We start from the raw sequence: 18,703 nt of genomic DNA, 5'->3' as shown, positions 1-18,703 counted from the left end.
CGCTCCCCGTCACAGATGCACGTCGGCCCCCGCCGACGGCCCCCGAGTCAGGCCAGACGCTTCCAGCCAGGTCAGGATGGCCCGTCGCCCGCAAGGCCCTCGTCCCTGCCGAAGAGGCGGACTGCAGCAGCGCAGACAGCCGCGCAGGCGCCAGCGGCGCCTCGGGCCTACGGTGGTCCTTAAAGGCAGTCTCAAAGGCGGCCCGGCGTTGTGGAGGAGGCTGAGATCGAGATGGATGAGCACTTCGTCTGGGTAACCACACGCCGCCTTCGGCCAGGCACCCTGAAGGAGTTCGAGAGGGCATGGCGTCCCGACCCCTATCCACAGGGATTGCGCCGCGCCTTCGCGTACTGGTCCGAGGACGGACAGGAGATCACCGGGGTGTCCTTCTGGGACTCCAGGGAGTTGTGCGACTCCTGGCGGGACTCCGAGGCTGAGAAGCAGCGGCGTGCGGCCATGGCCCCGCACGTCGTCGAGGAGAGGGAGGCTTTCTACCGCGGCCGCGAACTCGCTGTCCCTCAGCGATAGGTGCCGGTAAACGGGCATGGCCCCGAGTCGCCGCAAGACATGGTGGGCGTCCTACGGCCGCCATCCACGCCCCTCGCGGACACATTCCCACTGGGTCACCGACCGCACGGGACGCTGATGCCGGCCACGATCATCCACGCCGCTAAGGTCGTTACTGAATTCGGCTCGTCAGGGATGCCTACGGCACCCGGCGTTCCATTGGGTCCAGCCCGAGGGGAGCGCACCCGTGATGTCCAGGACGTCACGGACGCTCCTGGGCGAGCCCGGGGAGCTCGGCTTCGGCAGCCTGCGGGGACAAACCCGCTGGAGCCCAGTCAGGCACCTCGCGACGTCAGCCGTCGTCTCCCTTACCAATAACGGCGCCAAGCAAGCCGCTTGCCGCGGAGATGACACTCAACCAGGGATCCATGGGGCCCAGCGTGGCCGTTCAGGGCGCCTGGTGTCCGACAAATCGAGTCGCCGATAAGTCGGCAGGCGCGGCACGTCGTCGAGGTCGGTGCGGCACTTCAGCTCGGTGGCGAGCCAAGGCGTCGTGGACGCCGGCGACGTTGCCGCGGTGCGTCACAGTCGGCAGTTCCTTCGCCCGCAGGTGGGGGATCCGCGTGGCGTCGAGGACCAAGGCGTAGGCGCCCTGTTGGAGGACCGCCAGCGTCGCGGAGCGGACGGCCCGCCCGGGTACGCGAATGATCCCTGGTGGGTGCGCCAGGAACTTCAGTCGGTGACGATGGCCGGGCGGTGGCGTGTGCTCGGCAAGGAGAACGGGCGCCGGGGTCGGGGACGATGTGGCGGGCGGTGGTGCCGCCCGAGCAGCGGGCGCGGATCGGCAGTCTCATCGGCAACGCCGATGAACAGCTCGTCCAGTTGCGCGGCGTGCAGAGGGCCGACCTCCGAGGTCGCCCGGCAGTTGCTGCGCAGTCTCGGTCACAGTGCTGGTCTGATCGCGGCGGCCTGGAAGCGGAGCAGTACCTGATCCGGGCAGAGAGGTACCCATCACGCTCTCGTTGCGTGCACGGGAGAAGAGGTCCAGGTCGAAGGACACGTCGTTCAGGGTAGGCAGCACCGTGCGCTGCACGTCGGTGCCCAGTTCACGAAGTCATTCGTGGTAAGCGTCGTCCTGTCCGAGTGAGAAGAAAGCACCGTCCAGGTCTCGAAGTCCTCTGGCACTGAGGTTTCGGACGGTGCGGTCATGCCGAACCGGCCGATCTTCACCGGGCCGATCTCCCGGACCTCGCCGCCTGCGTCGGCGTAGAGCAGGTCGAAGGTCGTCTTGAAGGGGGCGTCCCAGTTGTCCCTGACGAGGAACGCTTGCCCTGGGCGCGGGGAAGTGGGCCGTGTGCGGACGGGCAGGACGGTGAACTGCACGGTTCCTCCGGAGTACGCCTCGGTATGCGACCGGGCACGTCAGTACAGGCGAACGGCCCAGGGGTCCCTACACGACCGATACCGCTGACGGCGCTCCGGGAGCGGCGCCGTGTGGGCGAGTGTCAGGTGGTGGTGGGCCAGGTCCGCAGCAGGGCAGCGATCTTCGCGGCGGTGCAGTTGGAGTCGAGGAGCAGGTCCTTGAGAGCGACGGCGTCCTCGCGGGCGGGCTTGACGGGGATCCCGGCGGCCTCGAGATACATGACGCCGGTGGCGGCAGCGACGGCCATGTTGGAGCGCTCCAACCAGTGGCACCGGCCCAGTGTGTGCACGAGGGCAGCTGCTTTGGCGTAGGGGCCGTCATAGACCGGCTGCTCGAAGAGTTCGGCCCGGTGGCGGGCGACAGCAGCAACAGGGACGCCGTAGTCGTCGGGAGCCGGATCGTTCGCGCCGGCCGCTTCGGCAACTTGCAGGATCCAAGGGACGTCGATGTGCAGTTCCATCAGGCGGCGCGTGCTCCCTGAGGAGTCTGGGCGTCCTCGGCCTCATCGAAGACGTCCTGGTGCTCGGCGAGGAAGCGGGCGGCGGCGTCCACCGAGCGGGCGCGCAGGCCGCTGGCGTCGTCCTGCACGAGGCGGGCGAGGTAGTCGCCGATGCTCAAGCCCAGGTCGGCGGCGCGCTTCTTCGCAAGTTCCGCGACGTCCGCATCGACACGGGCACCCAGCTGTGTCTTGGCCATACCACGCATGGTAACACTTGTTACCAAGGCGTCCGGGGGGCTGCGGCGGGAGCGGCGGTCTCGTCCGTCCAGTCGCCGTCGAAGAGTGCCGCGACCAGGCGCGTGGTCCTTCCCCGCGCGAATGGACCGGTGGTCGGTTTACTGATTGCTGACGCCGCCGTGCCTGCCGGCGTACCCGGGCAGGTACGGGGCCGCCGGGCGGAGCACGGGGGTCAGGGGCTGATGCTGTCGCGACACGACCGTGCCTTGATCTCTTCGGGGCTCGGCTTGTGGCTGCTGATCCAGGCCCGGTTCTCCTCAGTCAGGGCGGGCAGGGACGTCTCGACGTCCCTGATCCAGGTGCTGGTGCCCACGTGCTTCTTGAGCCAGGCCTCGAGTTTGCGGCAATCCGCCGGATGCCCCTTCGGCAGCCCGATCCCGTAGTACTGCGGTGCTCCTATCGTCACGTCCGGTACCACGCGCAGGCCCTCCTTCTCGTAGTGCCGGGCGAAGCCGTACAGGATGGCCTGGTCGGTCGAGACGGCCATCACCTGGCCGGTGAGGAGCTGCTCGAAGCAATCCGACGCGTCGGTGAGGATGACTGGCTCCGCCCCGGACGTCTCCCTGATGCCGTCCAGCGCTTCCTGCGAGGTGGTTCCCTGCCAGGTGCAGATCCTGGTGCCGCTCAGATCCTCCAACTGCTCGACGTCGGCGCCCTCCGGGCCGACGAGGAATCCCTGCCGGGTCTTGAGATAGGGGCCCACGAAGTCGATCAGGTCCATGCGGTCGGCGGTGATGGAGAACGAGGCGATCGTCATGTCGGCCTTGTGCTCAAGCAGTTGGGTGACCCTGTCGCCGGACGAGACGTCGACGGGATCGCTGAACGTGACGTCGAGTTCCCCCTCGACGTGCTGGAGCATGAGGAAGTCCAGTCCCGAACGGACGTAGTCCTTGGAGTACGAGATACCGGGCAGGTCGTTGTGCATCGCGACCGTGATCCGCTTCACGCCGAGGAACTCCGGATTCGGCTTCTTCGAGGAGCAGGAGGCGAGGTTCGCCAGCAAGGCCACGGCGGCGGCGATCACGAGCAAACGGCCGGGCAGGCGGGGGGCCGAGCGCCCGGTTCTTGAGGTGGCAGCCACGGTGTCCTCTCAGTCGTGAAGTACGGCGTCCTCGACGAGCAGGTTCATCCAGCACCCCTCGTCGGTCAGCAGAGTGATCCGCACGTCGATCTCGCCCTGCAGGCCGCCCAGCGGGAACTCGATCGTCCGGCCGCTCTGCACGTTCTCGACGCGAGTGCTCGCGTTGCCCCGTAGCTGGGCGGAGTAGCTGGTCTCCGGTGCGCAGAACTGCGACGACCGTGCCGCGTCGCGGATCGTGAGCGTCAGCCGCAGCCGTGAGCGGTCGGCGGGGCTGTCGACGATGAGCCGCAGCTGGGAGCCGTTCGTGACCGTGCCGGCGGTGATACCGGTCCGCCCCGTGACGTCGATCTCGCCGTGTTCCGCGAGATGGTCCATGCCGACCGTGCCGGCGACCGCGCAGATCACTGCCGTCGCCGACATCAGGACGCGCCAGTGACGGGCCCGCTTCTCGCCCGCGGGGGAGATCAGCCGCACGAGTGCCAGGCCGACGGCGGCGCCGATGGCGAGGTAGACCCACAGGAACTGGCGCAGCGGCCCGTCGGGTGCGCTGATCAGGGCGTAGCTGCCGAGCGAGACGACCAGCAGGAACGGCGGCCAGTTCCAGCCGCCCCAGCGTTTCGCCTTGTCGGCGAACTCGACGACATCACCGACGAACACGCTGAGAAACAGCTTTCCGACGAAGCCGATCGCCGGTGAGTTGTCCCCGGAGGTGACGGTGCCGCCCTGCGCCGGCGGCTCGGCCCTCAACTACTGCCGCCCTGGTCCGGGCGGGGGTTGAAGTAGAAGTTCGCCGTGTCCAGCTTCCCGATGGCCGGCGAGCCGTCGCCGTGCGACGTCACCTGGATCCGGTCGCCCGCATGGTACTCGCGATGCGCGATTTCGATCTGCGTCCGCAGGGACCGGGCGCTCAGATCGTCGCCGTCGGTCATCCATTCCCCGATCGCGCCTTCCAGGATCTCCCGGTCGTCCGGTGAGAGTTCCTCGATGGTTGCGGCAGCGACGGCGTCCTGCTCGGTCCGCGGCGGGTCGTCGGCACCTCTGTGCAGCACTCTGCCCAGCAGCACCCGCCCCCTCTCCACCGCGCTGTCCGCCAGCCTGCTCTGCGCTGAGTCGACGACAGCGCCGGCGAAGGACGTCGCGGCAGAGCTGACGAATGGCACGATGACAGCCGCGGCTGTCAGTAATTCGGACATGCGAGCCCCCTCAGAACCTCCTTCAACCCTACACAACTGCGGGTGCCGCTAGGGTCACTTCGCGTAACGACAACCACGGCCGAAGCAGCCCTCTCGGCGTACGCCGCGCAGCGCTGGCAGGCGCTCCCGCGCAGATTCGGCCTGGAGCACACCTTCCGGATGGCCAAGCAGACTCTGGGCTGGCCCGCCCGAAGATCCGTACTCCTGAGGTCACGCACCATTGGACCTGGCTGGTCACCGCCCACATAGCTGCGGCTCGGCCGCCCGCTTGTCGAGGACCCCCGCCACCCTTGGTAACGGCCTTCTGAGCTCGGCCGCTCCCCCCGGTCGTTCTCAGCCGCGGGGTCAGGAACGCGCCCGGCCCGCTGCCCCGGCCGTGCACGGAGTCCCACACGGACCCGGCAGAGGGGGCGGGCATGGAGTGGCCGTCGGCGCAGACGTAGCGGCGCGCCTTGGGGTGCCGCCGGGCGAGGTCGCTGGTGGGCGGGTACGGCTCCAGCGAGGCGAAGCGGCGCCGGGTGCCGGTGTGGTCCCGGATCGGGTCGCCGGGGGCGTAGTCGGTCGCCTGGACCAGACGGTGTGGTGCGGCTGGTACTGGCGCCACAGGCGTACCCCGTGGGTGTTGCAGACCTGGGCCAGGGTCTCCAGCAGGGCGAAGTGGTTCTCGTCGTCCATGCCCGGTGCGATGTCGGTCTCGCGGCTGTTGCCGGTGAAGATGCTCGCCCTGCGCCAAGCCCTCCACACCGACGACACCGACCGCGCCCGCCCTTCCTCCTGGAAGCCTCGGATAGCCTGGTTGATAGCAGTTTGCCTCTGAGGATCTTGTGCCTGAGGACCTTGCGTCTGAGGGTGCTGAACCGATGGCCGTGGGGATGGGTCACTGTGGTGGACACGCGCGCGTCGACGAGTGATGTGCCGGACCAGCCGGCGGTCGGGTACGCGGGGGTGCTCCGTGATCTGCTGCCGATCGCGCTGTGGAGGGCCGATGCGGAAGGGCGCATCGTGCAGTGGTCCCTCGCCGCCGAGGATCTGCTCGGCTACGCACCAGAGCAGCTGCTGGGCCGGTACGGGACGCCGATCCTGGTGCCCGAGGCGAACAGGGAGCTGGCCGACGAGCTGACGCGGAAGGTCAAGGTGGGCGAAGCCGTGCTCGGGTGCCTGCCGGTGCGGCACCGTGACGGGCACATCGTGGAGATGGAGATGTGGATCTGCCCGGCTGCGGACGCGCAGGGTCGGACCGGTCTCCTGGCCATCGCCGCCGAGACCTCCGCCGTGGTGCACATGCGGGATTCGCTGGCGGCACTCGAGGGACTGTTCACCCAGTCCCCGATCGGTCTGGCCATGCTCGGCCCCGACTTGCGTTACCTGCGGGTCAACGACGCCCTGGCGCGGATGAACGGCATCCCCGCGGCCGAGCACATCGGCAAGCGGGTGGGCGAAGTGGCGCCAGGGGTCAATGCAGCCGAGCTGGAAACGGTGATGCGGCAGGTACTGGATCGGGGGGAGGCGGTGGTGGACTTCCGCCGCGCCGGCCGCACCCCCGCCGACCCCGATCACGACCGGACCTGGTCCTGCTCCTACGCCCCGCTGCTCGGTGGCCCCGGTCAACCGCTGGGACTGATCGCTTCCCTGATCGACATCACCGAAGGGCAGCAGGCCCACGTCCGGGCCGAGCAGGCGCGCCGGCGCTTCGCCCTCCTGGCCGAGGCCGGCACGCGCATCGGAACGACCCTGGACCTGCGGAAGACCGCCGAGGAAGTGGTGCAGGTCCTGGTGCCCCAGCTTGCCGACTCGGCCGACGTGCACCTGCTGGACAAGGTGCTCGCCCCCGATCAGGCCGCCGCGTCGGCTCACGGCGTGGCGCGTCGTATGGCAGTTCTCTACACCGATCCGGCCGCACCGGCCGAGGAACTGGCGGTGGGCAAGACCTACCAGGTCCCGCCTGGCTCGGTGTACGAGCGGGTCATCGACGAGGGGTGTCCCCTGAACCTCTACCTGACCGACATCGACCCCCTGGTCACCGATCCGGGCAGCGAGCAGTTGCGTGACTACCTTCGCACCCGTGTGGGCTCGGCGCGCATGGTCCCCCTGCTCGCACGCGGCAGTCCGCTGGGGGCGGTGCTGGTGACGCGTACCCGTGACCGAGAGCCGTTCGACGACCAGGACATCGTGCTCATCGACGAGCTGGTCGCCCGCGCGGCACTGAACATCGACAACGCACGTATGTACACCAGCCAGCGACATGCGGCGCTCACCCTGCAGCGCAGCCTGATGAACGCCTCGTTGCCGACAGTGACGGGGCTGGAGCTCACCGGGCGCTACCTGCCCGCCAGCGATCATGAGGTCGGCGGGGACTGGTTCGATGTCATCGCGCTGCCGCGCGGCAGGACAGGGCTGGTCATAGGAGACGTGATGGGGCACGGAATCCATGCCGCTGCCGTCATGGGGCAGCTGCGCACCACTGTGCGAACGCTGGCTCGCAGCGACATCGCACCGGCCCAGCTGCTCTACTCCCTGGACGCCACCGTGGCCGACCTGGGCGAGAACGCGATGGCGACCTGCGTCTACGCCGTCCACGACCCAGCTACCAGTAGTTGTCTGATCGCCAGGGCCGGCCATCCACCGCCGGCCGTGGCCGACGCTCAGGGGACGGTCACCTTCCTGGAAGGCCCCTCGGGCACGGCGCTAGGGGCGGGCGGACAGGGCGGCTTCACCGACGAACGTGTTTCGCTGCCCCCGCACAGCCTGCTGGTGATGTACACCGATGGACTCATCGAGACCCGCGACAAAGACCTCGACCAGGGCATGCAACAGCTGTCCCAGACCCTACGGAGCCCCCACCTCCCGCTGGAGGAAATCTGCGACCACCTCCTCCGCCGATTGCTGCCACCCATGGTCCACGACGACGTGGCGCTGCTTCTCGTCAGGCCCCAGCCCGAGTCCCGTCAACCTCCGGCCAACCCAGACGAACCGCCGAACCGCACGTCAACCCAATTCCCTTCTAGATGATCGATTCCAAGGGGTCAGTGGTCATAGGCGGTCAGTGAGCGCAGGACGGGCTGTCCTGTGTGGTCGTTGTGCCAGATCGCGGCGGTTATTGCGAGGATTCGCTGCATGACGCGGGCGACGACACCGCCGGGCGTGCGTCCTCGGTGCTGTTCGAGATCGAGCTGTCCCTTGAAGGTCTCGTTGACCGACTCGATGATCTGTCGCAAGGGCTTGAACAGCCGGGACGTTCCGGCTCGCCTTTGCGGGCTGGCCGCAGGACCGGATGTCCTGCTCGGCCAGTTCGTGTTCGAAGCCCCGGCCGAAGTAGTTCTTGTCGCCGATCAGCGTCTGGGCAGGACGTGCGGCGACCAGGCCGGGTTCGGCCGCGAGGAGGTGCAGCAGGGTCTCTGGTTCGTCGGCCTTGGCCCCGGTCAGGGCGAAGGCGACGGGCAGGCCCTGGAGGGTGCACACCATGTGCGGGCGCAGGCCCCAGCAGAAGCGGCTGTGGCTGGCGCAGTACCCGTACTCGGCCCATCCGGCCAGGTCGGGACGTTTGACGGTCTCGCGGGAGCGGCCGCATTCCACTGGCGTGGAGTCCACGATCCACACGTCGTCGCCCCATACGGAGGTCTCGGTGGCGAGCAGCCGGGTGACTCGCCGGAGCAGGTTGGCGGCCTTGCGCAGCCGCTTGTTGTAACCGGGCTGCTTGGCAGGTACGGAAAGAGATGCCTCAGGTGGTAACGGGCGTGGCGAAGCCACCTGGCCTCGGAGGTGAAGCCGAGCATGGCCTGCATCATCGCCAGTGTGACCAGCTCGGCGTCGGTGAGCTGCGGGGCGATCCCCACGGCCGGCCGCCATGGCGCCAGATGCGGAGACGCCTTCAGCAGGTCGTCGGTCTTCACGTAGAGTGCGGTCGCGAGGGTGTCCAACTCCGCCTTCACACACCGACGTTGGACGCCCTCGTCCCATACGCACAGCCGATGTCTTGGAATCGGTCACCTAATATCCCATGTCATGGCGATGTTCGTGCACTTGACCTCAGCGGCGAACGCGCCGCGCATCCGGCGGTCCGGGATCCGGGCAGCCAGCCACGGACAGGGCAGCGCGCGCGGGGTCTACTGCTTCCCGGTGCTGCCGTCGTACACCCTCACCCACCAATGGCTGCGCGAGCTGGCTCGTTTCGGCAGTCGGGGCGGGCTTGTGGCAGTCCACGTGCGGCTCGACGACGCCCAGGACGTGCTCGTCGGACGCTATTCCGACCGGGCGCGGGACGCTCAGGCCACCGTTTCTGCGTCAGAGGCAGTGCGGCGGGTCGCGGCACTTGAGGACCCGCGCGGGTGGGAGGTGTTCATACCCCGGGCGATCCGGCCGCGTGAAGTGCACCGGCTCCGCACCGCGCCGCAGGTGGCGGGCTGGCGGTACCTGCCGGACGCACACGGTGTGCGCCCCTGCACCTGTTTCGGGTGCCGCGTGCGCGGCGGGTACGGGGCGCGACGCCTGCGCGAGCGGTTGCCGCATCCGCTGGATGGTCCGCCGCCTCCCGCCAGGGTGCTGCTCGCCCGGGTCGCAGCAGCCGGTGACCCCGGGGACCCAGCCGCGCTGCGGGAGGCACTGCACTGGTTCGGAATGCGTCGGCGGGGGCCGCTCGCCCAGTTGAGCCGCCTCGCCACCCACCCCGACCCCGGGGTGCGGGAGGAGCTGGTGTGGGCGGTCGCCCGTTGGTCCACCCCTGGGGTCACCGAACTGCTGGACGGCCTCGCCGATGACCCGCACTCGGACGTCCGGGAGGCAGTGGAGGCAGCCCGCGACCCGCAATGACCACCGACCCCTTGGAATCGATCATCTAGGAGCGGGCCCGCCGGGGGAAGTCGATCGGCACCGTTCGAACGAGTGGTGGTGGCCAGGTGGGCGCCGATCGGATGCCTTACGCCAACCAGGGCAGAAAGTACTTTTAGGAGACTGGCGACGATCGGCGTCTCCCTGGCTACCACCACTTGATCAAGCGTGGTGTGCTGCGTGGGCACCGGGCGGACATCTCACGTCGACCGGGCCTCGCATGCCTCCATTGAGATCGGTGGCGCCCCGTGACCTCGGAGCACACCACGGCTTGGTGGGTGTTGGCGCTCGCGGGCGTCGGGCGGACGGCTTTGCTTCACGCGTCCCTCTGAGGGCTGATAGGAAGAGCCATCGCCGCGCGGCGCCTCCGGACGTCAACACCCGCCACTTGATCAGTGTGTTTGCGAAGCAGACGCTGGCGGTTTCCGGTCCCACATGGCACGGGTTGTAACGACCGTCTATTGGAGTCCAGCCACTCCAGAGCGTGGACGAAACTCGTTGTAGAGCGCGGATGCGGCCACCGCGTTCTCGTACAAGGCTTCTGTGTGCACCGAACCCCAGGTGCCGTCCGTACGCTGGGCTTTGACCGACAGAAGGAGATGGTCATGGAGCAGCGGCATCCCGGAACGCGCCTCGTAGTGACGGAACCGCGCGGCGACCAGACCGTGCACCGGCGAACCCGGTGACCTTCGCCCGGCGCCCGAGCGCCCCGGCCCGGCGCGCGGCCCGCTTCCCGGCAGCGAGCTGGTCGGCGTGCGGATGCCGGCCCTCGCCGAAGAGGTTCCGCCGCTGCGCCTCGGTGACGACGCGCCGCCAGACCGAGGACGGCAAGGCCCCTGCCCATCCATCGCCCCGCCGGGACACCGACCTCCTCCTGGGCTTGCGCGAGCGGCGTACGGACAGCACGGAGGCCGTCACTCACGACGACTTGGCGCAGGTAGTAGCGATACATCTGCCCGGCGGTGATCTTCCCGATATCCATCATGCAGACCACGCCACACCGCGCTGACCTGCAATAGAAGGCCGATCAGCCTCACCTCCCCCCAGGCGGGAGCAGCAGTCGAACTTTCTTCCCGGGTGCCCGCCAGACGGGAAAGGGCTCCGACAGGCGAGCCAGTGTCATCGCTCTCCGGCCGACAACCACGAAGCACACAAGCCCACGCCTATGAACAGATTCCACTCACCAGCTGAAGATGTATCAGTGGGGCGGCCTACGGTTCGTGCGCATGACACGTCGCATCCGTTTCCGTTCCAGCAATCGCCGCTCAGGGGCACTTGGCCTTGAACGCGCACGCGCACGCGCTCGCCGTCCTCCTGCTGCCGGCTCACGGGGCAGCGGCGTTCGACCACCGGCATGCCTCACCCGCCCCTGCAGCTTCGGGTCGGCCAGAACCCGGTCCAAGCGGCCGGCCTCGACCTGCCCGCGCCGGCTGAGGCCCCGCCAAGGCGCGGCCTGCGCGCAGATCCCGCTGCTGTGAGCGCCGGGCCCTGAGCTGTTTGGCCAGCGGGCTGGGGGCGCGAGCGCCCTCGCGCTTGCTGACTCGCCTCGGACGGCGTCTTCCTTGCAGCGCGGCCTGCGCGCCTTGGTGCGCTGCCGCGGCCGGGCACGGCGACGAGGGCATGGCGGGGGCCTACTTCGCCGGCTTCGACGAGCCGCCCGCGTCCTGACGCGGCGCAAGGACAGGGAGTCGGATGACCGAGCCGCCCCTCCCGTCCGATATGCTCGCCCTGTCGGCCCACCTCCGGGACGCGCGCGTGAGTGGGCTGAGCGCGAGCGTCCCGTACCCTTTGTCTCGACCGTGATGGTGGGGAGCAGCGGCGCCGGGTGAAGTCACAGGCGGGTCATCGCTGTTCGGAGACCACCTGCCCGGGGATATCTCCATTGTCGACGACATTGCATTGTGTGGGTCAGGTGCCGCCGGTGACGCAGAAGTGGAACGGCACGGTGAGCCTGGAACCCGGGCGGCTCACGTTCCGGGGACAGATCGGGACAACTCATGCGCATGCTCATGCCGCTGTGCAGATCGTGATCGTCACGTCCGGCACGGTCGAGTTGATCGACGGCTACGGTCACGGCCGTTCGGTCCGTGGTGCGGTGATTCCCACTCGGGCGGTGCACGAAGTCCGCGCTGTCGACGCTTGGGGAACTCTCGTGTACTGCGACGCGGATTCCCTTGTCGGCCGCGTCGTACAGTCCCATCCGGCTGTGGGTGACCGGGTCGCCGACTGGGTATGGGCTGAGCCGCCGGGAGAACCGGGAGAGGAAGGTGCCGCGCGTCGGCTGGGAGATCTGTCACCGGCACTGGTCAGGCGCCATGCGGTCGGTGACACTCATCCCGCCGTGCGTGCGGCGATCGCCCACACTCAGTCGCTTCTCGGCGGACCGGTCCGTCTGGAGGAAGTGGCCGCTGCCGCAATGATCTCCCCCAGCCGGCTCGGGCACCTCTTCGCGCAGGAGGTCGGCATGTCCTTCCCGACCTACCTGCGTTGGGCGCGCCTGCGCCGCGCCATCGAACTCGTCCGTGCCGGGGCGACACTGACCCGAGCCGCGAACGACTCGGGATTCTCCGACAGTTCGCACCTCACCCGGGTCATGCACGAGATGTTCGGGCTGGCGCCCTCGGAGCTGCTGCGCGGCGTTCGATGGCAGGATTCCGCCACGGCGACAACGCCGGAGGCCGGACTCGGGGAAAGATAGCGGATTCGTCCAAGCCGGTGGCGGCGCGGGGAGCGCACGCTGGTGGCATGGTCAGCCTCCTCATCCAGTACGCATACGCCCCGCTGCTGCTGGTCGGCGTGAACGGGGCAGGTATCGTGCTGGCGGGCGCCGGCGCGTCGAAGGCGTGGCTGCTCGCTCTGTTGGCTGTCGCCGTGACGGCCTCGTTCATGGCGGAACGGCTGTTGCCCTATGCGGTGGAGTGGAACTCCCCCATGGCCGATCGCCGCCGAGATGTCGCCCACGCGTTCGTGAACGAGACGCTCATCCTCGCGAGCGTCGCATCGTTGCCGCTGCTTGCCGGTCTCGTCACGGCCGTGGACGTGTGGCCCTCCTCGTGGCCCTTCGTACTTCAGGTGCTGCTGGCGGTGCTGGTGGCCGATGCCGGCATCACCCTGGTGCACTTCGCGAGCCACAAGGTAGGCCTGCTGTGGCGGTTCCACGCGGTGCACCACTCGGTGAAGCGCTTCTACGGCTTCAACGGTCTGATGAAGCATCCCGTGCACCAGAGCGTGGAGCTGGCCGTCGGGGTCGCTCCTCTCCTCGTCATCGGGATGCCGGTTGACGTCGCCGCGGCCCTGGCACTGGCCGTCGCCGTCCAGCTGCTCCTGCAGCACTCCAACGCCGACTATCGCGTGGGGCCGCTGCGGTCCGTGCTGTCGTTGAACGAAGGCCACCGCTTCCACCACCTGAAGTGGGCCGGTGTCGGCGACGTGAACTTCGGCCTCTTCACCCTGATGTGGGACCGGATGCTCGGTACGTACTCCTTCGACCCCGGCCGGCGGTTCTCCACGCGGGACCTGGGCATCGCAGCCAAGCCCGGCTATCCGTCGGAGTACCTGGCGCAGCTGTCGGAGCCGTTCCGGCGCCGAGGCGCATGCACCGCGGAAACGGACGGTCGATGAAACTGTCTGGAGCCCGGGACACCGCCGGAGTCAAACCGGTTGGCCAGCCGGGAGCGCACGGCGAACGAATTCGGCTTCGCCGACCTGAAGAATTGGCGAATCCCCACCAAGGTCCGCATGAATGCCCCACCTGTCGCACATGCCTGCGCGCGCTCCTCGTGCCGACGAGGCCGAGGTCCGGCGCTGACCGACATCACCTCCCGGCGATCACGCTCGCAACCGGTACGAACCCTCCATTCCCCACCCACTCCGGCACTATGACCTGCGACTTCACGCTAAAACCTGCTTTTCCGGCATGTGCGTCCGTCCGACACCCGTCCCTGAACCGCTCGATGTGCCAGAGGAACATGCGCACGAACTCCAGGGCGTACGACCGCGAACAGCCGGGCATCCTCTTCGATCGATCTCTACAGCCAGGGGCTGAACGCCGCCTGTTGAGAGCGCCGGGGGGCCCGGCCTTGAATCGTCGACAGTCGATGAACGTGTGCCCTAATCGCGATCAGACCGGTAGCATTCGGGCGTTGCGTGAGCGGTCAGGGGGACGGCTCCACTGCAACCGGGGGTGCAGAGATGCAGGTGCTCGTGGTGGAAGATGACACGCGGATCGCCGAGGCACTGACAGAGGCGTTACAGCGGTTCGGCCATGCCGTCGACTGGGTCGGCAGCGGGACCGAGGCGCTGAAGGCCGCGCTGTGCACCGAGTTCGTCCTACTGGATCTGGGACTGCCCGACCTGGACGGGCAGGAGGTCTGCCGGCGCATCCGGGAGAAGTCGACCGTGCCGATCATCGCGGTGACGGCCCGGGCCCAGGAGCTCGACCGGGTTCTGCTGTTCCAGGCGGGCGCGGACGACTACCTGGTCAAGCCGTACAGCATGCGTGAGTTGTTGGCGCGGATGGACGCGGTCGCCCGCCGGGTACACGCGTCCGCTCCCGCACGGGCGCACAGCGGCGCCGGGGGTGCGGGTGAGCTCTACGTGTTCGGGCCGCTGTCAGTGGACATGCGGACGCGCCAGGTGCAGATGGACGGAAGGCCGGTACACCTGACGCGCCGTGAGTTCGATCTGCTGGCAGCTCTTCTGGTGGATGCCGGCGCGGTACACGGGAGGGAGGACCTGATCAACGAGGTGTGGGATTCCAATTGGCACGGTTCGACCCGCACGCTGGATGTCCACATAGGTTCGTTGCGGTCCAAGCTCGGCGGGCGGGAGTGGATCCACTCGGTGCGGGGCGTGGGTTTCCGGCTGGCCCTGCCCGTCTAGCAGTGATCAGCACACCGATGTGACCGGCGGGGGCCACAGGGCAGGAACCAGGGCGGGGACAGGGTGGGATTGATGGGGGGAATCTGGTGTGCGGCGTCATCTGGTGGCTGCGTTGGTCGCGTTACCGGTCGTGGTGGTCACCGTCCTGGGACTGCCACTGGCCGTGCAGCGCAGCGACGAGGCGCTGCGGGAACTGGCGCATACGCGGGCCTCGGAAGCACGTGAGCTCGCCCCCGCCGCGGTGGAGGCCCTCACGCATGGTGAACGGGCGGGGCTGCGCCAGCGGATCGCCGAGTATCAGGACCGTACCGGTGCCCGCGCACACATCCTCGACGCCCAGGGGCAGTCGGTGGGGGGGGCGCTGTGCCGGCTGTCACCGGGAGAACTCGCGCAGCACAAGGTGGTTCGGGCGGCCCTGGAGGGTCAGTCCACGGACTCCTCCGACCGGCAGTTGTCCACGTTCACCCAGGAACTGATCGTGGCGGTGCCCGCCATCGACCACGGCACACTCGTCGGCATCGTCGTGGTGTGCTCGGCCCTGGACGATCTGGAGCTGAAGCAGTGGACGATCTGGGTCGTGGTCGCTGTGATCGGGGCCCTTGCACTGGCGACGAGCGGGTTCCTGGCCGAGCCGCTGGCGCGCTGGATTCTGCGCCCCGTGCGTTATCTGGAGGCCGCGGCGCGCCGGTTCGCCGCCGGGGACCACACCGCTCGCGTGCCGGTCCATCTTGGCCCGCCGGATCTCCGGGTCCTCGCGGAGACCTTCAACCACCTGGCCGAACAGGTTCAGCACCAGGTCACGGTGCAGAAGTCGTTCGTCTCCGACGCCGCCCACCAACTCAGGTCCCCGCTGGTGGCGCTGCGGCTACGCCTGGAGAACCTGGAACCCCACATCGAGCCGGATGGAAGTCGCGGGCTGGAGCAGGCGCTCGGCGAGGTGGACCGGATGGCCGGCATCCTCAACGCTCTGCTGCTCCTGGCCCGGTCGGAGTCCGGCGCCCAGGCCGCCGAAGCCGTGGACGTGCTGGCGGTCGCCGAGGAACGGGTGGCGTCCTGGCGGCTGGTGGCGGAGCCCAGGGGCATCGCCCTGACCATCGACGGCGAGGGGGACCTCGTGGCGTCGGCGGCCGCCAGCACCGTCGATCAGATCCTCGACGTGTTTCTCGACAACGCCCTGCGCATGGCGCCAGCCGGCACGACGGTCCGCGTGCGCGTGGTCGAGGACGGGGGGATGGTGGCGGTGCAGTGCATCGACGCCGGTCCCGGAATGAGCCCTGCGGAAAGGGGGCGTGCCTGCGGCCGCTTCTGGCGCGGGGCCAAGGTCGCCACCGGTGAGGGATCCGGACTGGGACTGGCCATCGCCGCCAGTCTCGCCCGGGCGAACAACGGTCACGTCCTCCTGCAGGAGGCTCCTGGCGGGGGGCTGCACGCCGAGGTGCGCCTGCCGGCCTGGGGGCACCTCCCATCCGTGGCCCTGCCCAGCAGGCGGGGGTGATCTCACTTCCGGGCCTGCATCTCCTCTGCATCCGCCCTGCCTGACCGCTGCAGCGGGCGTTCCTACGCTGACGCGCGGCACCGCCATGCGCGGTACGCCCGTCCGGCCGCCGTTTTTCCGGCCTTTATCCCCTTATGCACGCGGCTCCAGGGGGCCGCTCCCCTTATCTCACCTCCGAGGAGGAGACGTGAGTTCCCAATCCACTGTCCGCATCGAGACGCCGCCCAAGACCACAGCGCCGGTTCCCCCGAAGGGCTTGGCCGCGTTGGGCCGCTGGCTGGCCCGGCGCCGGATTCTGGTCCTTCTGGTCACGTTGGCGGCGCTGGTTGTCGCTGTACCTTTCGGTTCCGATGTGGAGAGCCGCCTGTCGGAGGGCGGCATCACCGTCCCGTCCTCGGAGTCGGCCCGCGCCGACGAACTGCTCAACACCCGCTTCGAGGGCGGATCCCCGCACCTGGTGTTCATCGCTGCCGTCGGCACCAGCATCGACAGCCCTGAAGTCACGAGCGAGGCGACGGCGCTGACCGAACGCCTGGCCAAGGAGCCGGGCGTGGTGCAGGCAGCGTCGTACTGGACGCTCGACAAGGCACCCACGCTCCGTTCGCAGGATGGCCGCACCGGTCTGATCATGGTGCGGCTGGCCGGGGACGAGGACCAGATCCGCAAGGCCGCGGCGCGGATCGTGCCGGACGCGGTCGGCGAGCAGGGCCCGCTGAAGGTCACCGCGACCGGCGTGACCGCCGTACGAATGGAGATCGAGAAGCTCAGCGAGGAAGATCTCACGAGGGCCGAGATGCTGTCCGGCCCGCTGGTGCTGATCATCCTGCTGCTCGTGTTCGGCAGCGTGGTGGCCGCCAGCGCACCCCTCGCGGTCGGCATCCTGGCCGTGATCGGTTCCTTCGTCATCCTGCGGCTGCTCGACATGGTCGTCCAGGTCTCGGTGTTCTCGGTCAACATCACCACCGCCCTCGGCCTGGGCCTGGCCATCGACTACAGCCTGTTCATCGTTACCCGCTACCGTGAGGAACTCGCCCGTGGCCGCAGCGTCCACGACGCGGTCGCCGAATCCGTGCGCACCGCGGGCCGGACGGTGCTGTTCTCCGCGCTGACGGTCGCGGTGTCGCTGTCGGCGATGCTCATCTTCCCCATGTACCACCTGCGGTCCTTCGCCTACTCCGGCATCGCCGTGGTGATCCTCGCCGCGCTCGGCTCCGTCGTCGTGCTGCCCGCGCTGCTGGCCGTGCTCGGCCACCGCATCGACGCCCTCAACGTCCGGCGCCTCTTCCGCCGCAACGCCAAGGCAGCCGCTGCCACCACCGACACGGCAGGGTTCTGGCACAAGCTGGCCATGGCGGTCATGCGTCGGCCTCTGCCGTTCGCGCTCGCGGTCGCGGCTGTTCTCGTGGCGCTGGGACTGCCGTTCATGCGGGCGGCGTTCGGTGACAGCGACGACCGGGTGCTGCCCGCGAGCTCCCCCGCGTACCAGGGTGCCCAGGTGCTGCGCGAGGAGTTCGACAACCGGGAAGGCTCCCCCCTGAACGTGGTCCTGCCCGACATCGACCCGGTCTCGGCAGCCGGCAAGGTGGCGGACTACGCCAAGAAGCTGTCCACCGTGCCCGGCATCACGCGAGTCGACGCGCTGACCGGCTCCTACAGTGAAGGAACCCAGGTCGCTCCGCCCGGCCCGGCCGCCGAGCGGTTCAAGGCCGACAGTGGCACCTGGCTGTCGGTGGTCTCCGACACCGAGCCGTACTCCGCGCGGGGCATGGACCTGGTCGATACCCTGCGCGGGCAGCCGGCGCCGGACACCGTGCTCGTCGGCGGGCAGGCCGCGCTGCTGGTGGACTCCAAGGCGACCCTCGGTGAGAAACTGCCCTGGGCCCTGGCCATCATCGCGCTGGCGACGATGGTGCTGCTGTTCCTGTTCACCGGCAGCCTCCTCATCCCCGTCAAGGCCATCGTGCTGAACCTGCTCAGCCTGACGGCCACCTTTGGTGCGATGGTGTACATCTTTCAGGACGGACACCTGCGCTGGCTGGTCGGCGACTTCACCGTCACCGGCATGCTCGACATCGACACCCCGATCCTGATGTTCTGTGTCGCCTTCGGCCTGTCCATGGACTACGAGGTCTTCCTCCTGTCCAGGATCAAGGAGGAGTACCACCGCACCGGCGACAACATCTCCGCCGTCGCCTGGGGCCTGGAGCGGACCGGACGGCTGGTCACCGCGGCCGCCGCCCTGATCGCCACCGTCCTGCTTTCCTTCGCCACTTCCTCTCTGACCCCGCTCAAGCTGCTCGGCATCGGCTTGGCGCTCGCCGTGATCGTCGACGCCACCCTGGTGCGCGGCATCCTCGTCCCGGCGTTCATGCGCCTGGCCGGCCGTGCCAACTGGTGGGCCCCACAGCCGCTCGCCCGCCTGCACAAGAAGATCGGCCTCGACGACTGACGCACAGCACGAATCCGGCGGGGCGGGGGCCGACACGGCCCGCGCCCCGCCGGCGTCCCGCGCCCGACGGCTTCGTAGGTGTGCTGCGGCCACACGCTCGTTTCGACCGCGTGG

Annotated in this window: 15 protein-coding genes and 1 pseudogene; 8 read left to right on the top strand and 8 right to left on the bottom strand. The window is 68.8% G+C overall.

Annotated features, from left to right (window positions below; all coding sequences use genetic code 11):
• Window positions 1-231: 231 nt before the first annotated feature.
• On the top strand, window positions 232-528 hold the full coding sequence (locus tag HW130_RS29095; RefSeq protein WP_177152733.1) for a hypothetical protein: 297 nt from the start codon (window positions 232-234) through the stop codon (window positions 526-528).
• Between the two features lie 1,044 nt (window positions 529-1,572).
• Here the strand turns inward: HW130_RS29095 and HW130_RS29090 are convergent.
• The 6 genes from HW130_RS29090 to HW130_RS29065 form a co-directional block, all read right to left on the bottom strand.
• Complete coding sequence (locus tag HW130_RS29090) at window positions 1,573-1,890, bottom strand: hypothetical protein (protein WP_177152732.1); 318 nt, start codon at window positions 1,888-1,890, stop codon at window positions 1,573-1,575.
• A gap of 122 nt (window positions 1,891-2,012) precedes the next feature.
• The gene (locus HW130_RS29085; protein ID WP_177152731.1) at window positions 2,013-2,390 is read right to left on the bottom strand and encodes a fic family toxin-antitoxin system, toxin component; all 378 of its coding nucleotides are present in this window, start codon (window positions 2,388-2,390) and stop codon (window positions 2,013-2,015) included.
• On the bottom strand, window positions 2,390-2,626 hold the full coding sequence (locus HW130_RS29080) for a hypothetical protein (RefSeq protein ID WP_177152730.1): 237 nt from the start codon (window positions 2,624-2,626) through the stop codon (window positions 2,390-2,392). The genes HW130_RS29085 and HW130_RS29080 overlap by 1 nt, the downstream gene beginning before the upstream one ends.
• A gap of 212 nt (window positions 2,627-2,838) precedes the next feature.
• Entirely contained in the window at window positions 2,839-3,747 is a 909-nt protein-coding gene (locus HW130_RS29075) for a transporter substrate-binding domain-containing protein (RefSeq protein WP_177152729.1), read from the bottom strand.
• A 9-nt stretch (window positions 3,748-3,756) separates the two neighbouring features.
• A complete protein-coding gene (locus HW130_RS29070; RefSeq protein ID WP_177152728.1) occupies window positions 3,757-4,494 on the bottom strand; it encodes a hypothetical protein in 738 nt (245 codons plus the stop codon).
• Window positions 4,491-4,940 carry a hypothetical protein gene (locus HW130_RS29065; protein ID WP_177152727.1) on the bottom strand — a complete coding sequence of 150 codons (450 nt, stop codon included), beginning with the start codon at window positions 4,938-4,940 and terminating at the stop codon, window positions 4,491-4,493. The genes HW130_RS29070 and HW130_RS29065 overlap by 4 nt, the downstream gene beginning before the upstream one ends.
• Before the next feature lie 615 nt (window positions 4,941-5,555).
• Here HW130_RS29065 and HW130_RS29060 point away from each other — a divergent pair.
• Complete coding sequence (locus HW130_RS29060) at window positions 5,556-7,949, top strand: SpoIIE family protein phosphatase (protein WP_309140615.1); 2,394 nt, start codon at window positions 5,556-5,558, stop codon at window positions 7,947-7,949.
• Window positions 7,950-7,963: 14 nt separating this feature from the next.
• On the opposite strand, the pseudogene HW130_RS36825 reads toward HW130_RS29060, so the two are convergent.
• Window positions 7,964-8,869, bottom strand: a pseudogene (locus HW130_RS36825) (IS982 family transposase).
• A 73-nt stretch (window positions 8,870-8,942) separates the two neighbouring features.
• Between HW130_RS36825 and HW130_RS29050 the strand changes: the two are divergent.
• Window positions 8,943-9,746: a HEAT repeat domain-containing protein gene (locus tag HW130_RS29050; protein ID WP_177152726.1), complete on the top strand. Its 804-nt coding sequence runs from the start codon at window positions 8,943-8,945 to the stop codon at window positions 9,744-9,746.
• A gap of 476 nt (window positions 9,747-10,222) precedes the next feature.
• Here the strand turns inward: HW130_RS29050 and HW130_RS36295 are convergent, their stop codons facing one another.
• On the bottom strand, window positions 10,223-10,612 hold the full coding sequence (locus HW130_RS36295; protein WP_256356405.1) for a relaxase domain-containing protein: 390 nt from the start codon (window positions 10,610-10,612) through the stop codon (window positions 10,223-10,225).
• Between the two features lie 1,073 nt (window positions 10,613-11,685).
• Between HW130_RS36295 and HW130_RS29040 the strand changes: the two genes are divergently transcribed.
• The 5 genes from HW130_RS29040 to HW130_RS29020 all read left to right on the top strand — a co-directional run bounded on the left by HW130_RS29040 (window position 11,686) and on the right by HW130_RS29020 (window position 18,589).
• On the top strand, window positions 11,686-12,462 hold the full coding sequence (locus HW130_RS29040; protein ID WP_177152724.1) for an AraC family transcriptional regulator: 777 nt from the start codon (window positions 11,686-11,688) through the stop codon (window positions 12,460-12,462).
• A 47-nt stretch (window positions 12,463-12,509) separates the two neighbouring features.
• Window positions 12,510-13,385 carry a sterol desaturase family protein gene (locus tag HW130_RS29035; protein ID WP_177152723.1) on the top strand — a complete coding sequence of 292 codons (876 nt, stop codon included), beginning with the start codon at window positions 12,510-12,512 and terminating at the stop codon, window positions 13,383-13,385.
• 570 nt (window positions 13,386-13,955) lie between these two features.
• Window positions 13,956-14,645: a response regulator transcription factor gene (locus tag HW130_RS29030; protein ID WP_177152722.1), complete on the top strand. Its 690-nt coding sequence runs from the start codon at window positions 13,956-13,958 to the stop codon at window positions 14,643-14,645.
• A 103-nt stretch (window positions 14,646-14,748) separates the two neighbouring features.
• Window positions 14,749-16,140: a HAMP domain-containing sensor histidine kinase gene (locus tag HW130_RS29025; protein ID WP_177152721.1), complete on the top strand. Its 1,392-nt coding sequence runs from the start codon at window positions 14,749-14,751 to the stop codon at window positions 16,138-16,140.
• 187 nt (window positions 16,141-16,327) lie between these two features.
• Window positions 16,328-18,589, top strand: a complete 2,262-nt coding sequence (locus HW130_RS29020) for an MMPL family transporter (RefSeq protein ID WP_309140614.1) — start codon at window positions 16,328-16,330, stop codon at window positions 18,587-18,589.
• Window positions 18,590-18,703: the final 114 nt, after the last annotated feature.

This window comes from Streptomyces sp. PKU-EA00015, from assembly GCF_013387495.1.
In the GTDB taxonomy this organism is placed as follows: domain Bacteria; phylum Actinomycetota; class Actinomycetes; order Streptomycetales; family Streptomycetaceae; genus Streptomyces.
The sequence above is the reverse complement of the archived record's forward strand: the minus strand, read 5'-3'. Positions and strand labels throughout refer to the sequence as shown.